At 61.2% G+C, this 14,785-nt stretch carries 14 protein-coding genes; 9 read left to right on the top strand and 5 right to left on the bottom strand.

Annotated elements, in window-relative coordinates:
* Positions 1-15: 15 nt before the first annotated feature.
* The 3 genes from RR842_RS07295 to RR842_RS07285 are packed head-to-tail and all read left to right on the top strand — an operon-like array spanning position 16 to position 2,727.
* Positions 16-1,599, top strand: a complete 1,584-nt coding sequence (locus tag RR842_RS07295; RefSeq protein ID WP_332723101.1) for a molybdopterin-dependent oxidoreductase — start codon at positions 16-18, stop codon at positions 1,597-1,599.
* A 10-nt stretch (positions 1,600-1,609) separates the two neighbouring features.
* Positions 1,610-2,443 (top strand): molybdopterin-dependent oxidoreductase, encoded by an 834-nt coding sequence (locus RR842_RS07290; RefSeq protein ID WP_332521516.1) that lies wholly within the window; start codon positions 1,610-1,612, stop codon positions 2,441-2,443.
* Positions 2,440-2,727 carry a sulfite oxidase gene (locus tag RR842_RS07285; RefSeq protein ID WP_332521515.1) on the top strand — a complete coding sequence of 96 codons (288 nt, stop codon included), beginning with the start codon at positions 2,440-2,442 and terminating at the stop codon, positions 2,725-2,727. The genes RR842_RS07290 and RR842_RS07285 overlap by 4 nt, the downstream gene beginning before the upstream one ends.
* A gap of 45 nt (positions 2,728-2,772) precedes the next feature.
* On the opposite strand, the gene RR842_RS07280 is transcribed toward RR842_RS07285, so the two are convergent.
* From RR842_RS07280 to RR842_RS07270, 3 genes are all read right to left on the bottom strand, one after another.
* A complete protein-coding gene (locus RR842_RS07280; RefSeq protein ID WP_332723105.1) occupies positions 2,773-3,651 on the bottom strand; it encodes a MerR family transcriptional regulator in 879 nt (292 codons plus the stop codon).
* A gap of 98 nt (positions 3,652-3,749) precedes the next feature.
* Complete coding sequence (locus tag RR842_RS07275) at positions 3,750-4,190, bottom strand: universal stress protein (protein ID WP_332729346.1); 441 nt, start codon at positions 4,188-4,190, stop codon at positions 3,750-3,752.
* 214 nt (positions 4,191-4,404) lie between these two features.
* Positions 4,405-6,174 (bottom strand): FAD-dependent oxidoreductase, encoded by a 1,770-nt coding sequence (locus tag RR842_RS07270; protein WP_332725416.1) that lies wholly within the window; start codon positions 6,172-6,174, stop codon positions 4,405-4,407.
* A gap of 353 nt (positions 6,175-6,527) precedes the next feature.
* Between RR842_RS07270 and RR842_RS07265 the strand changes: the two genes are divergently transcribed.
* Positions 6,528-8,255, top strand: coding sequence for a LuxR C-terminal-related transcriptional regulator (locus RR842_RS07265; RefSeq protein WP_332729345.1), 1,728 nt, complete (start codon positions 6,528-6,530; stop codon positions 8,253-8,255).
* Between the two features lie 184 nt (positions 8,256-8,439).
* Here the strand turns inward: RR842_RS07265 and RR842_RS07260 are convergent, their stop codons facing one another.
* Both RR842_RS07260 and RR842_RS07255 read right to left on the bottom strand, forming a co-directional pair.
* Positions 8,440-8,910: a MarR family transcriptional regulator gene (locus tag RR842_RS07260; protein ID WP_332514495.1), complete on the bottom strand. Its 471-nt coding sequence runs from the start codon at positions 8,908-8,910 to the stop codon at positions 8,440-8,442.
* 275 nt (positions 8,911-9,185) lie between these two features.
* Entirely contained in the window at positions 9,186-9,899 is a 714-nt protein-coding gene (locus RR842_RS07255; protein WP_332514493.1) for a sulfite exporter TauE/SafE family protein, read from the bottom strand.
* Positions 9,900-10,038: 139 nt separating this feature from the next.
* Here RR842_RS07255 and pxpB point away from each other — a divergent pair, with 139 nt between their 5' ends.
* From pxpB to RR842_RS07230, 5 genes are all read left to right on the top strand, one after another.
* Positions 10,039-10,767: a 5-oxoprolinase subunit PxpB gene (pxpB, locus tag RR842_RS07250; protein WP_332553500.1), complete on the top strand. Its 729-nt coding sequence runs from the start codon at positions 10,039-10,041 to the stop codon at positions 10,765-10,767.
* 1 nt (position 10,768) lies between these two features.
* Entirely contained in the window at positions 10,769-12,004 is a 1,236-nt protein-coding gene (locus RR842_RS07245) for a biotin-dependent carboxyltransferase family protein (protein ID WP_332729344.1), read from the top strand.
* Between the two features lie 60 nt (positions 12,005-12,064).
* Positions 12,065-12,532: an acetyl-CoA carboxylase biotin carboxyl carrier protein gene (accB, locus tag RR842_RS07240; protein WP_332514489.1), complete on the top strand. Its 468-nt coding sequence runs from the start codon at positions 12,065-12,067 to the stop codon at positions 12,530-12,532.
* Between the two features lie 12 nt (positions 12,533-12,544).
* Positions 12,545-13,894: an acetyl-CoA carboxylase biotin carboxylase subunit gene (gene accC / locus RR842_RS07235; protein WP_332514487.1), complete on the top strand. Its 1,350-nt coding sequence runs from the start codon at positions 12,545-12,547 to the stop codon at positions 13,892-13,894.
* Positions 13,895-13,950: 56 nt separating this feature from the next.
* A partial coding sequence (locus tag RR842_RS07230; RefSeq protein WP_332729343.1) for a putative hydro-lyase occupies positions 13,951-14,785 on the top strand: 835 nt, incomplete at its 3' end.

Genomic DNA, 14,785 nt, shown 5'->3' with positions numbered 1-14,785 from the left:
AGGAGGGAGAATAACATGGCTCGTAAAAAAGCCGGCATCGTCGTGGGTACGACGGCCTGCGCCGCTCTGCTCGCATTCTGCGTGAGCTGCGCGCCGCAACCACCGACCACCAATGCCACCAACACCGACACGGCAGCCGAAAAAGGCGTCACCGTCATCGAGTCGGACCTGTACAACCCCATCGTCAAGCAGCGCGACGACGGCGTGCAAGTTCAGCGCACACCCAGCGAGGGCGAGGTGCTCACGACGCTCGACACGTCGTACAGCTACCATCGACCCGAAAACAACGTGCCCTACAATACCTACTACTTGAAGGCAGACGCGAAAGGCTGCAACGCCTGCCACGACGATCTGGCCGATACGCTGGCGTCGATGGAGTATCCCCATGTCGACCTGCGCAACCCCTACGGCATCCAGACCACCGTGCAAATGTGTAAGGACTGCCACACGTTCGGCTACGGCTACCTGACGAACCAGCGCTCGTTCGGCTCGCTCGTCCACGGCATCCATGACACGCAGGACAAAGCCGAATGCTGGAACTGCCACGTGGGAACCGGCAGCGGCGAGGGCATGCAGCTGTGGGACGAGGCCAAGCACAGCCAGCTGCGCGGCATCACCGCCGTGGAGAACGTTACAGGCAACTTCTCGTTCGACCAAGACAAGATCGTGCCCGCCTCCGACCTGTTCGACTTCGGCTGGGATTACTTCGATCTGGACTACCTGCGCACGGAAAACACCGCCAACGACGTGCCGCTTGACCAGAACATGTTCGACACCTGGACCATCACGGTTTCCGGTGCCGTCAACCGCGAGATCACCTACACCCTGCCCGAGCTCATCGAGAAGTTCGGCAGCGTGGACGTGCCCTTCACCTTGCACTGCACGCTCAACCCCACCGGCGGCCCGCTCCTAGGCAACTGCCTGTACAAGGCGGTGCCGCTGAGCAAGCTGTTCGCGGAGGCCGGTATCAGCCCCGACGCCGGTGCGTTCACCAGCATCGCCCCCGACGGATTCACCGAATCGGTGCAGCTGTCCAACTTCACGGAAGCCTACCTGGCCTACGAGAACGGCGGCGAGAAGCTCACCTGGCGCCACGGCTATCCCGTGCAGCTCATCGTGCCCGGCTCCGGCGCGCCTGCCAGCGTGAAGGAAGTGTCGGATATTATCGTGAACACGAAGGAAGAAGCCGCCGAGATACACGAATGGAATGGCTGGCCCAAGGAATCCGAGAGCACCGCGTACTACACGCCTGAAGCCTGGCCCTTTACCGACGCAAACGGCTACCAGAACAAGCCTAACGTCGGCCTGTTCGACTTCGAGGAAGGGCGCATCGTCGAAACCGGCAAGCCCTTCGAGTTCAGCGGCTATGCCACGGCCTGGGACGAGAACATCGCCGCACTCGAGTTCTCGCTCGACGGCGGCACCACCTGGACGCGCTTCGATACTCCGGGCGTGACAAAGGATCGGTGGGTCATCTGGCACTTCTCCTACACACCCGAGGCTGATTCCGCCTACGTACTGTCCATCCGGTCGGTCACCGAGGGCGGGCGCGTTACCGAAGAGCCCCTCGAAGCAATGTTCAACGCAAAGTCGAAGTAAGGAGGCTATCGTGAACACTCGCCAAAAAGGCATCGTCAGCCTGATAGCCGGAGGAACCCTGGCCCTGTCGTCGGTATCGCTTGCCGCGGCGGTCCCACCCACGGCACCCGACGCCGCCACAGACAAAGCAGCGACCGGCCAGGAGACCGCTGCCGCAGCTGCGACTGCACAAGCGTCGCAGCACGCCGCCATCCGAAACATCCAGGGAACCTTCGCCTGGAACCAGGAGGTGCGAACGGACAACGCTACTTTGGAAAAACAGCTGTACCGAAGCTCGACGCACCTCTGCGCCGCGCAAGGCCCCGAAGGCGCAGCAGCCTCGCCGCAAGCGGTCGAGGTCGAAAGCGGACCGATCACGCATATCGAGGTGTCGGGAGATGTCTCGCATGCGTTCACCGCATCGGTTTCCGAATTTACCGACAAAGCGCCTGCCAAAAAGGTGATGGGCTGCACCTGCGCTGGCAATCCGGCCGACGGGCTTGCCAGCGCCAACGCCGCGGTAGAGGGGTTCAGGCTAGCAGCACTCATCAACGAAGCGAACCCCGCAGCCGACGCGAACACCATCACGTTCACCGCACGTGACGGCTACCGCGTTGCCCTGCCGCTGTCCTATGTGACCCAGCGCTACAGCATCATCGTATCCGCCGTCAACGGCGAAGGTGCAGACAGCGCCATCGGCTGCAGCAACCAGTTATGGCTGGGATCCACCTCGGCACGCACGTTCGTGCGCGACGTGGTAGCCGTAGAGATAACCTGCGAGGCCACGCCGCCGCCCGTCCCCGGCGCGCCGGCCGATGCCAACCAGCCCAACATCGGCGTAACCGCGGGGAGCGCCGAGCGATGATCGGAACCTTGGTCGGCACGGCAGGACGAGCGCTTACCGTCGAAGGCTATGCGCAAGATTTCGACACGCCCATCAAGGCCGTGCAGTTCTCGTGCGACGACGGTGACACTTGGGCATCGTACCCAACGCCCCAGGCCGAAGCCGATCGCAATGTGAACTGGTCTTTCTCGTTCACGCCACCGCACGCCGGCCACTACGACCTCCTCGTGCGCGCCGTCTGTAAAGATGGAAAAACCACACCCGAGCCAGCGCGGGTCGCCATAGACGTAAGGGAAGGCAGCTAGGCAGCAACGGCAAAGCATCGAGCACGCTAGGCGGAATCGTCCCGCCTAGCGTGCTGCCGTTACCGGCACTTGTAGCTTGAACAGCATCTCGCGGCCCTCGTAGAGAAAGGCCGGAGTCTCGGCCACAATCTCGCCGTAGTAGTCCCCCGCTATCGCAAAACCGTGTTGCGCGGCGAAATCGAGCAATTCGTCCAGCCCCCGCACTTCCGCGCTTCGCCCGTCAGGTTCGGCATAGTGGTCTTTGTACAGGGTGAGGTACAGGCCAGCCGGAAGAGTTTCCACCTCGTCGGCCAGTCTGAGCGCCGTCTCGTCGAGAAACACAAACGACGAGGCGAGGCGGTAGTCGCATCGCATGAGATCCTCCTGGGCAATACGGCAGCCGACCCGATGGAACAGAGCCAGGGGGATGCCGGCCTCGAGCATATGCTTCTTGGTCAGGCGCAGGTTGATCTCCCACTCGCGCAAGAACAGCTCAGCGTTGTCGATAAGCTCGAGCGATCGCGGATTAAAAATAGCGAACCTGATCGTATGGCGCTCGCCCATCTGCTCGAGAATTACCTGGTCGCAAAGGGGCTTCTCGCGAAATGCATGGTAGCTTCCAAGCAGCTGCAACGCGTTTTGGCGTGCAATGGACAACCGCAGCAGCTCGCCGCCGATGGCGGCTAGCTGAGACTCCAGCAAGCAGGCAAGCCCGGCCGGATCATGGTCGTCCAGCAGGCGCTTTATCTCGTCAAGCGCAATGCCGAGGCTTTGGAGTTGCTGGATCATGTCGATGGTCGAGCATTGCTCGTAGGAATAGTAACGATACCCCGTAGTTTCGTCCACGCGAATCGGATCCAACAGCCCCTTCTGATGGTACAGTCGCAGCGTCTTCTCGCTCACGCAGTTGAGCTCGGCCATGCGGCCAATGCTGAATCCTTGCATACTTGTCCCCTTGTCACCCCGCTTCGAGTCTCGCCCGCGGCTCGCCCCCGAAACTCGAAATCCGCCAACCTTTGAAGATCGCTCGCCCTGCGGCAAAGTCACCCCTGCTTAACCACCAGTACATCGCAGCGCAGACGGCGGATCAGGTACGTTGACACGCTGCCCACGAAGGCGTATTTGATATTCGAAAGGCCACGTTCGCCACATACCACCAGATCGGGCGAAAAGGGGTCGATAAGCTGCCCGGAGAGCGTCTCGGCGGCACGACCGGCGGCTACGCGCACCTCGACCGACGGAATAGCATCGTTCTTCCGAGCACAGCGCAGCAAGTCCACAAGGGCTGCTTCGATACGCGCAACGCCTTCCGAGCACAGGGCCTCGTAGTCAAGGCCGTCGGGCTCGACCGGTGCGGAATCAACCACATGACCGAACAGGAGGGATGCTCCATTGTCGGCGGCCAAGGCGATAGCGCGTTCAGCAACCGCTTCCTGCGTGGACGCTCCATCGAGCGCAGCAAAGATACGCACGTACTGAGCCATAGCGATCCTTTCCTCGAGCAGCGCCCAAACCCCCGCGCCGATACGTATCACCTGCCCTCGCTTATTGTACCCGTTCTTTCCCTCTTGCCCATCAAGCCGGTAGTGCTGAAAGCAAGGCGAAAGACGGAGGGCAGAAAAGGATGCCCGAAAGCATCCTTTTCCCCGGAGGGTAGAAAATACGCGTCTACCGAGTCAACGCGATGCGTCGAGGCGGCTACTTGCCCGCTGCCGCGCACCGCCCGGCCAGACGGCCGAACGACATCGCCATCGAGTGGCTGGCGCCGGCAACGGTCACCGGGTAGTCCACCAGAAAGCGGCCGCCCATCGTGTTTCCGGCCACAAACAAGCCTTCCACCGGCTCTTTGCTTTCGTTGAGCGCCCGGCATTCAACGTCGCAGTCGATGCCGCCGATAAGCACGAGCATACCAGAGTCGCCGAACGGCGCAGCATAGAACGGCGGCGTCTCCACCGGGAACAGGCGCGCGGGCGTCTTGGAGAAGTCCGCATCGCTGCCGGCGTGCGCAAGCTCGTTGTAGCGCACCACCGTGCCCTTGAGCGTAGCGGCCGGCACCTTGATGGCCTCAGCCAGCTTTTCGATGCTGTCCGCTTGCAGAATAGAGCCTGCCTTGATCTCGCCTTGGAAGTAGGTATCCGACGCATAGCCAGCAGCGAAGTGATTGATGGCGTGCGCGTATTCCGCCTCCTGCTCGGGCGGCACGTAGTGCGTCACACCGCCGAAGCACTGGGGCATAACAGACAGCTGCTCTTTCCATTTGCTATCGAACACCTGGTAGGAGACGCCGCTTTTCTGGCGTTTGATGGCGTTTTGCAGCTCTTGGGCTCCTACGTCCTCATTGGCGAACCGCTCGCCGTCCTGATTCACCATAAGATACGGGTCGATGCCGATAGAGTTCGTGCCCAGGCTGTGCGTCATCGGCGCATAGGGGCCGTCCTCCATGACCGCACCCGCCCACAACGCCATCTTGTGGCCATCGCCCGTGTTCACCGGCTTGCCGTCCTTGTCCATGGTGCTGAAGAAGCAGGCGTACTTCGTTGCCTGCGGCGCATAGTACGTCAGCATCTCGGTGTCGCTGGACATATCGCCGCAGGACAGGATGACGCCCTTCTTGGTATTCACCCGCACAACATCGCCGTTCTCAGCGGTGGCGTAGATGCCCACCACCTTGTCGCCTTGCTTGATGAGCTGCTCGCCTTTCACGTTGAAGCGCGCCTCGGCACCAGCCGCCTGGGCCGCCTCGAGCGTGCCACGCATGGCCCATCCGTGGTCGGGCAGCAAGTGCACCATGCCGGGGAAGCACGGATAGTTCTCTTTGCGCCAGTCGTAGTTCTCGTTCACCGGGCTGCGCTCGGGGAACACGTAAGGCTTCTCGGGGTCGGTTGGCGTGTCGTGGTCGCTCTTGAGCAGCTCGTGCTCAGCCGAGCCGATGTACCAGTCCAAGTCCTTGCCGGAATTGGCAATCCAGTAGTTCAGCAGGCGCGCATTGGGGCGGTTGCCCATGACACGCATAAGCTCGTTCACTACTTCCTGCGGTTCGGGCTGCTCGATGCCCAACTGCTGGTGGATCTGACTGCCGAATGTGCCGAACTCGCCCGATCGGTAACCCAAGTCCGGGCTCTTCTCCAAGCCGATGGTCGTAGCACCGGCCTCGGCCGCTTCGCGCAGCGCGCAGATGCCCGCCAAACCCAAGCCTACCACGCACACGTCGACATCGATCGTCTCCTTCACCTTCGATTCGTCGACCGCCGCAGGAGCGTTCAGGAACGACGGAACGAACTCCGTCGGGCTCCCGGCAGTGGAGCCACCTGCCGCACCCTCGGCAGCACCGCCGCCGACCTTGGCCTCTTCTTTGGCCGCAGGAGCACAGCCGGCCAAACCCGCTGCACCGGCGGCAACGGCCGCCGTAGCCCCAAGCCCCAGAAACGCCCGCCGCGAAAGGCCCTTGTCTGCAAAATCCTTCTTCATGTTGTCCCCTTCTTCAGATATTTGTCTTGCAAGGTAGGGCAAAAGTTCCTTGCACTTGGCTCGCCATGGTGCCGGGCTTTATGCAAACCGCTCCACGCCCAGCATCTTTCCCAACCGATGCCAAACCGACCTTGCCCTTATCCCAAGATGCCGTTTTCAGGTGTGCGCGTACATCACCCTCGCAGCCAAAAACCCGTCCGAACGACCACCCGCCTCACCCAAAACGGACAAAGAGAGCAAACGAACCGACCTGGTCAGCTAATTTTGCCAACAAGGAGCCGCTACGAGCCAGTATCATGGGAGCAAGGAGAAACAGGGGAAGCACGGCAGGAGCGACGCGAAGGGGCGAGCGCATGAAAACGCGGGCAGCGGCCCTCGCAACAGGGTTCGCTTTATTTTTACTGACCGATATCTTGAGTTTCCACGCCACGACGGCTTATTCCGGGCTTGGTTGGTTCGGGGCAAGCTTTCAGGACGTGTACTTCATTGCAACCATCGCCGCGCGCGTCGTTGCCTACGCGGTAGTCTCGATGGTATTCGTACGCTCAAAAACCGCAGCCCTGCCCCCTAAGCCGACAGCCGCCCTCGCAACGGTGGCCTCCTTCGTTGGACTGGCACTCATTATGAGCTCCTCGGTATGCGGCTACGCGGCAAGCCTTCCAGAGACGGCAATACTAGCATTGCTCGCGACCGGTGCCGTCGTGTTCGGTGCTTCGCAGGGCATCATGAGTCTGGTGTGGCTCTCGACACTTACCTCGTTCTCGTACCGGGGCAGCTACCTGTTCCTCATCGCGGGGCACGGCATTGCCACCGCGCTCTGCGCACTGGTGCTCCTTCTGCCGGCAGAGGGGCTGTTCCCTCTTCTGGTTATCGCCGTAGCAATGGCGAATGCCTGCACCCTGTACGTACCTCGTCGCAAGGCCCAGCCTTCCGCCGTGCGCAGCCAGCTCGGGGACATCGCACCGCATCTATGGAAAGGCATCTTGGCGGTCGGAGTATTCGCCTTCGTCAGCGGGTTCGTGTCAGCCGCCTCGCGACAAGGCCCCATCAGCATCGGGCCGGTCGACCTGCAGTTTTTCGTACTGGCCACGTCGTGCATCGTGCTCGTGGTCATGATCGTGCCCGCACTCGCGTTCCATCAGCCCCTCAAACTCGAGGCAGGCTACCGCGTCGCGCTGCCGCTTTCGGCCCTAGGCTTTCTCGTACTACCCGGCCTGGTCGAAGCAATCCCCGCCCCGATAGCCGGCACGCTGGCGACCACCGGCTACATGCTCACCGGTATCGTGCTGTACTGCACCATCGCCGAGATGGCCAAAGCAGCCGAAGTCCCTCCGCTGCCGCTTTTGGCAGGAAGCGACTGCGTAACCTTGATCTGCTTGCTTGCCGGAACCGGCTTGGGCCTCTCGCTTGCGCCCCGCCTTTCCCAAGGAGGTGCTGGGTTCGCCTTGGTCGGCTTGGGAAGCCTCTACCTGATCGCGCTTGCTGCAGCCTGGCTTGCCCGCCGCCCCGAGCAATCCTCTCAAAACAATGAGCGAGAATCAAGGGTAGCCGATACCGAAAAGGCCGAGACAGCCAGTCCTTCCCAGAGCACCAGGCCCAGCACGGAAACCACCGTCCGTACGATAGACGAAGTGGTGCTTGCCTACCGCCTGACCGAACAGGAGTCAGTGGTGCTCGGCCAGCTTCTTGCCGGAAGAACGACATCACGCATCGCGCAGGAACTCTACCTGTCGCAAAGCGCCATCAAGTACCATACGCAGAAGATATACCGGCGCTTCGACGTGCATTCACGCAGCGGCCTCAGCGAGGCAATAGGTTTGCTCTGTGGGGGATCTCCTGACCGGACGGCGGCAACAGACGACATAGCTCATCGCTACGAACTGACCGATCGAGAGCGCGAGGTGTTCGACAGCCTTGCACGGGGCCTGGCCATCGCCGAAATCGCACAGACCCTCGACATTTCCAGCAACACGGTGAAAACGCACGTCAAATGCATCTACGGGAAACTCGGCGTGCACTCTAAGCAGGAGGCCATCGATCTCGCCACCAAGCAAGATGCCCCTGCGCCAACCTCATACTAGGCTCTCGAGCACAAGCCGGCGGCTCTGCCTTGTGCGCAACTTCTAAGATGCGCTCCGCATCAAGCGCTCATACTCCACATCGAAATCGACATGGTGGCGGGAGGCTCTCTGCCGGTTTCGATGCAAAAAGCCGATCGGATAGCTGCCCGATCGGCTTTTTCGCAGGTAGGTACTTGCCGTGCGTTTAGCAGCAGCTGCAGTGATGGACCTTGCGGCCCTTCTTCTTGCCGCAGATGCCCTTGTCCTTGCAGGAAACGATAAGCTTCTCGGTGATGGCTTCCAGCTGAGCGACCTCTTCGGCGCTCAGGCAGCCGAGAATCTCTTCGGCGGCCTTGTCGTTGGCGGCGATGCGCTTCTGGGCCAGCTCGCGACCGGACTCGGTCAGACTCACGGCATAGGTGCGATCGCCCTCGGCAGCTTCGAACGTCACGTAGCCGTTGCGCTCAGCCTTCTTCACGATGCCCTTCAGGTCGCCGCGGTCCATACCCAGAACCTTCACGAGCTCGCGCTGGGTTGCGCCGTCATTCTTCATCAGGGCGTTCAGCAGCGCACCCTGCCCGCGCTTGAAGCTCTTGGGGCCGTTCTTGCGAAATGCGAGACGCACCAGCTTGTCGGCCTTCTTCATCTGCGCCAGCGTTTCGATTGCCTTCGTCATAGGAGGGTTCCTTCTTTCAGTATTTTCGGTCTTTCGTGTATGACGATTGTCCACTATAGGCATGTTTTCCGCATTAAGCTGATTATCCATAAAATGTTCAAGGAATGCTATTTCCCCAAATCGCTGCGCATATTAATATTATTCGCGAATAATACTCTGAAGGGATAACCACGCTCACCCGCCGGGGAAAGGACAGGTAACGATCGCCTGCTGGCAGGCATCTGTCAGCAACGTCCGGACTCGACAACCCGCGCGAAACGCGCAAGGGCCTCACCCTAGCTCGTCACTACCAGTACGATACCGATGAGCAGCAGCATCACGTAGACCAGCTTCAAAAAGCGCTCGCGGCTGATCTTTTTCTGCAGCTTGCTACCCAGTACCGTGGCGATGACCGCAAGCGGTATGCACATGAGGATGATCTGCAGCACATCGCCCGTGAAATGCCCTTGCTGAAACGCGATGCAAGCGTAGATGAAGTTGAGCACGGTCCACGTCATGGAGAGCGTAATGCGGAACTCCTGCTGGTCGCGCAGTTTCTGCACCGCATAGATGACCAGCAGCGCACCGCCCGACACGAACATGCCCTGGATAATGCCCGCCAGGGCCAAAATAACCCACAGCGCCCATTCTGGCAGGAACTTCTGCCGCTTGAACAGTAGGTTCTTCGCACCGATGACCACGATGACGGCGCCATATATCTTCAGCAGAATATGCAGCGGCATAATGGTGTCAAGCCAGATGCCCACCATCATGAACACGACCATCACGGCAAGGATCTTCCCTAGCTCGCGCCAATTCACGTGCTTGATGTTCATAAGGGCCAAGAGGCCGCAGGCGAAAAATCCCATCGCATTCAAAATGGAGACGGTGGAATTCAAGCCGAGCAGCGTCGTGCCTACCGGCATAGCGAAGATATTGCCGGCAAACCCCGTGATGGCCTGCACGGTATAGGCGAAGAAGAACGCCCCGAGGAAGAGTACTTTTTCCATATATGTTACAATCCTTATCCTGAACGGTTTTATCAGTGTATCACTGATAAACGGCGCCACTCGCATGCGCCAACCACGACATCGCCCGACGGCCTGCGCAGCCCCTCGCGGCAGCATTGCATACGAGAAACGGAACAGCATGGCGGGATTTACCATCAGCATCGCCGGAGATTCGGCACTCAACCTGGAGTTCGCGCACACGATCTCCGCTGAGACGAGCGCAAAAATACGCATGTCGGCCGAGAGCCTTACGGTCGATCCCATCGAGGGCATCACGGAGCTTGTGCCGACGTTCTGCTCGCTTATGGTGTATTACAACCCCCTAACCGTAACATTCGACGAGTTGTCGGCCCGCTTGCGCGGCAAGTTACGCGACGTGGGCGAGGTCGATCTCAGCGTACGCAAGATCGTACAGATTCCCGTGTGCTACGGCAAAGAATTCGGTCCCGACCTCGACAGCGTGGCGGCGCATGCGGGGCTTTCCACACGCGAGGTGGTGCAGATACACACGGCGCACGACTATCTTATAGACATGCTGGGCTTCCTGCCTGGCTTCGCCTACCTGGGCGGACTGGACCCGCGGTTGCACACGCCGCGCCTGGCCACGCCCCGTACGCTTATCGAACCCGGCAGCGTGGGTATCGGCGGCGCGCAGACAGGCATCTATCCCTTGGCTTCGCCGGGAGGCTGGCAGATCATCGGCCGCACGCCCCTGCGTCCCTACGACCCCGATCGCACCGAGCCCATCTTGTACGCGGCAGGCGAGTACCTGCGCTTCGTACCCATATCGCCCGACGAGTACGCTGCCATCGAGACGCAGCTGGCTGCGAACACCTACGAATACCGCATCTTCGTGGAGGACAACTAGCATGGGCCTCGTGGTTAGAAAACCCGGCGTGTACACGTCGGTCCAGGACAACGGCCGCTACGGCTACCAAGGCAGCGGTTTCTCGCCCAACGGCGTTATGGATCACCGCGCCTACGTGATGGCGAACCTGCTCGTGGAAAACGACCCGCACGACTGTGTGCTGGAATTCGCGCTGGCCGGGCCAACGCTGCGCTTCACCACCAAGACCATCATCGCCCTGACCGGCGGTGACTTCTCGGCCACCATCGACCGCAAAACGGTGCCCCGCTATACCGCCCTCATGGTAGATCGCGGCTCTATCTTGCGTCTGGGCGCGGCAAAGACCGGTTGCTATGGCTACCTGGCCATAGCCGGAGGCAGCATGCGGATACCCGAGGTTATGGGGAGTCGCAGCACGAACCTGAAATGCGAGATCGGCGGGTGGAAGGGGCGGACGCTTATAGTGGGCGACTATCTGCCATTCGTGACCAAGAACGTCGATTTCCTGCCCAACCTCGGATCGCACCGCATCGACCCCGACCCGTACTACTGCTTCGGGGAGGAAGAGATCACCGTGCGCGTCGTACCCGGGCCCCAAGAGAACCTCTTCACCGAGGAGGGCATCGAGGCTTTCTACAGCCAGACGTACCTGACCACCACAAAATGCGACCGTATGGGATACCGCTTGGACGGACCCGAGATCGCTACCGCCTGCGGTTCTGACATCATCTCCGACGGCATCGCATTCGGTGCCGTGCAGGTGCCCTCGCATGGACGGCCCATCATCATGCTGGCCGACCGCCAAACCACTGGCGGCTATGCCAAGATCGGCACCATTGCCACCGTGGATATCCCGAAGCTGGTGCAACGCCCCCCTGGCAGCCGTATCCGCTTCGAGGCTGTCACCGTGCAGGAGGCCCAAGCCCTGCTGCGCGCCGAGGCACGCCAGTTCGAGGCGCTGGCCCTCAGGGTGCGCCGCCCCAGCGCCGACGGCATCTCGCCACGCCGCACCGCACGCCGCCTCGCACCCATCCTCGAAGAGCAGGCGCGCAAGTCGCAGGCGAACACGCTCTGGATCAATCAGGCAGACCGCGCCGAGCGTGTAGGCAACCGAAACCTGCTGCATTACGACGAAACGGCGGGCAGCATGAAACGGGTAGCGTCAGTCGCTCGAACAGCTGCCTCCACCGAACAAGGCACAACCGCACAGCAAGCTGCGTCCGCTCCCGCTGTCGCAGCATCGGATGAAAAACTTTAAAGAATAGAGCACTGCCGACAACGACCCCATCGCATAGCAAATCAGCAAGGAGACCAGCCTATGGATACGAAAGCAATCGAAGAACTCATCGCCATCATGGACAAAGCGGAGCTTACGGCCCTGCGCGTAGACGACGGGGACCTGAAGATCGAACTGGAGCGCAACCACGGCCCGTTTTCTTCGACGGCGCTGCCCCTCATGGCCGATCGCGTAAGCGCGCTTTTGGCAGGCAAGACCCAAAGCCACGAGGCCGCTGCCATCGAGGATGCCGAAGAGGACTCCCTCCTGGTGCGCAGCCCCATGGTGGGCATGTTCTACCTCTCGCCCAGCCCCGATGAAGAGCCGTTCGTGAAGGTAGGCCAAGAAGTGCTTTCGAGCCAGACACTGGCCATCGTCGAAGCGATGAAGATGATGAACGAGATAACCTCTCCCGCACCCGGCATTGTGATGGAAGTGCTTGCAGCAAACGGCACCCAGGTCGAGTACGACCAACCGCTGTTCCGCATCGCCACCGCCGACGCACGCTAAGGCAACGAAGCCATGTTCGAGAAAATCCTCATAGCGAACCGCGGCGAGATAGCCGTCCGCATCATCCGCGCGTGCCGCGCCATGGGCATCAAAACCGTAGCGGTGCACTCCACGGCCGACAAGCACGCATTGCACGTATACCTGGCCGACGAGAGCGTGTGCATCGGCCCACCGGCAGCACGCGATAGCTATCTGAACATCGCGGCCATCATCGCAGCCGCCAAAGGCACGGGAGCTCAAGCCATCCACCCCGGCTATGGGTTCCTATCCGAGAACTCCACGTTCGGCAAGCTCTGCCGCGAGAACGACCTCGTTTTCATCGGCCCGACTCCCGAGGTCATCGACCGCATGGGCAACAAGAGCCAAGCGCGCAAGACCATGATGGAGGCCGGCGTTCCCGTCGTTCCCGGCACGAAAGAGCCGGTGCACTCCCCTGATCAGGCATTGGAGAAAGCACGCGACATCGGGTGGCCCATCATGATCAAGGCATCGTCCGGCGGTGGAGGCAAGGGTATGCGCGTAAGCCTCGACGAGCACGACTTCGCCGAGCAGTTCAGCATCGCACAGCGCGAGAGCGTGGGCGCATTCGGCGACAACACTATGTATCTGGAACGCTGCGTCATGAATCCGCGGCATGTGGAAGTGCAGATCATCGCCGACACCTACGGAAATGTGGTGGCACTGGGCGAGCGCGACTGCTCGGTGCAGCGCAATCACCAAAAAATGATCGAGGAGAGCCCCTCGCCCGTGCTTACCGAGGAGGTGCGCACCGAAATGCTGGATGCCGCCGTGCGCGCGGCGCAGGCCGTGGGGTACTCGTCGGCCGGTACCATCGAGTTTTTGCTAGACGACCAGCTGAAGTACTACTTCATGGAGATGAACACGCGCATCCAGGTAGAGCATCCTGTGACCGAGATGGTCACCGGCACCGACCTGGTGCAGGAGATGATCCGCGTTGCTGCGGGCGAGACGCTCACTTTCTCGCAGGACAGCGTCACCTATCGCGGCCACGCCATCGAATGCCGCGTAAATGCCGAGCAGCCCGAGCGTGGCTTCCTGCCCTCGCCCGGCACCATCTCGCAGATGCACCTGCCCGGCGGCAACGGCGTGCGCGTGGACACGGCCGCCTACGACGGCTACGAGGTCACGCCCTACTACGACTCGATGATTGCCAAGGTGATTGTCCACGGGAGCGACCGCACCGAGGCCATCGCCAAGATGCGCACGGCGCTCGAAGAGATGGTGGTCGTGGGCGTGAAGACGAATCTTGACTTCCAATACGCCATCATGGAGAACGAAACGTTCGCCGCCGGCTTGGCCGACACGAGCTTCATCGGGCGGTTCATGAAGGGCGAGGCGTAACAACCTGGGGAGCCGGCTGCTGCTGCCGGAACATCGAGCATGAAAGAGGTACGGATATGTTGAACACTCCGGTTCCGGCCAAGCCTGAAGGCATCGCCGCCGACGTATGGGTGAACATGCTCGACGCGTCGCCCACAGAAGCGCGCCGTCTCATCCGCACGGGCGCGTTCACGGCGCCGACGAGCGGGCTTTGCCCCGGATACGCACAGGCGAACCTCATCGTGCTGCCGCGCGAGCAGGCCTACGACTTCCTGCTGTTCGCGCAGCGCAACCCCAAGCCCTGCCCCCTGCTCGAAGTGACCGAGGTGGGGGCGCGCGAAACGACCATATGCGCGACCGACTGCGACATCGCCACCGATTTCCCGCGGTATCGCATTTACGAATACGGCGAACTGGTGGCCGAGGTGGAGAACGTGGCCGACTACTGGCGCGACGACTTGGTGTCGTTCGTGATCGGCTGCTCGTTTTCGTTCGAGTCCGAGCTCGTCGAGGCTGGCATCGAGATCCGCCACAACACCATGGGCTGCAACGTACCCATGTACCTGACCGGCGTGGACTGCAAACCCGCCGGCACCATGTCCGGCAAAATGGTCATGTCGATGCGCCCCATCCCCCACGACCAGGTGGTGAAGGCGGTGCAGATCTCAGGCGCCATCCCCCAGGTTCATGGCGCACCCATCCACATCGGCGACCCTGCCGCCATCGGTGTGCGCGACATCGCACGCCCCGAGTTCGGCGACCCCGTGGACATCCACGAAGGCGAAGTGCCCGTGTTTTGGGCATGTGGCGTGACGCCCCAGTCCATCGTTATGAACAGCAAGCCGCCCTTCGCCATCACCCACGCCCCCGGCTGCATGCTCATCACCGACACCAAGAACATCGACTTGAAGG

It is taken from the genome of Gordonibacter sp. (assembly GCF_036667095.1).
GTDB lineage: Bacteria > Actinomycetota > Coriobacteriia > Coriobacteriales > Eggerthellaceae > Gordonibacter.
This window is presented reverse-complemented; position numbering and strand designations above follow the sequence as displayed.

Bases quoted from the DNA above. Each gene is read 5' to 3' on its own strand.
- RR842_RS07295 (WP_332723101.1), top strand. From the start codon at position 16: ATGGCTCGTAAAAAAGCCGGCATCGTCGTGGGTACGACGGCCTGCGCC.
- RR842_RS07285 (WP_332521515.1), top strand. From the start codon at position 2,440: ATGATCGGAACCTTGGTCGGCACGGCAGGACGAGCGCTTACCGTCGAA.
- RR842_RS07280 (WP_332723105.1), bottom strand. From the start codon at position 3,651: ATGCAAGGATTCAGCATTGGCCGCATGGCCGAGCTCAACTGCGTGAGC.
- RR842_RS07275 (WP_332729346.1), bottom strand. From the start codon at position 4,190: ATGGCTCAGTACGTGCGTATCTTTGCTGCGCTCGATGGAGCGTCCACG.
- RR842_RS07270 (WP_332725416.1), bottom strand. From the start codon at position 6,174: ATGAAGAAGGATTTTGCAGACAAGGGCCTTTCGCGGCGGGCGTTTCTG.
- RR842_RS07265 (WP_332729345.1), top strand. From the start codon at position 6,528: ATGAAAACGCGGGCAGCGGCCCTCGCAACAGGGTTCGCTTTATTTTTA.
- RR842_RS07260 (WP_332514495.1), bottom strand. From the start codon at position 8,910: ATGACGAAGGCAATCGAAACGCTGGCGCAGATGAAGAAGGCCGACAAG.
- RR842_RS07255 (WP_332514493.1), bottom strand. From the start codon at position 9,899: ATGGAAAAAGTACTCTTCCTCGGGGCGTTCTTCTTCGCCTATACCGTG.
- pxpB (WP_332553500.1), top strand. From the start codon at position 10,039: ATGGCGGGATTTACCATCAGCATCGCCGGAGATTCGGCACTCAACCTG.
- RR842_RS07245 (WP_332729344.1), top strand. From the start codon at position 10,769: ATGGGCCTCGTGGTTAGAAAACCCGGCGTGTACACGTCGGTCCAGGAC.
- accB (WP_332514489.1), top strand. From the start codon at position 12,065: ATGGATACGAAAGCAATCGAAGAACTCATCGCCATCATGGACAAAGCG.
- accC (WP_332514487.1), top strand. From the start codon at position 12,545: ATGTTCGAGAAAATCCTCATAGCGAACCGCGGCGAGATAGCCGTCCGC.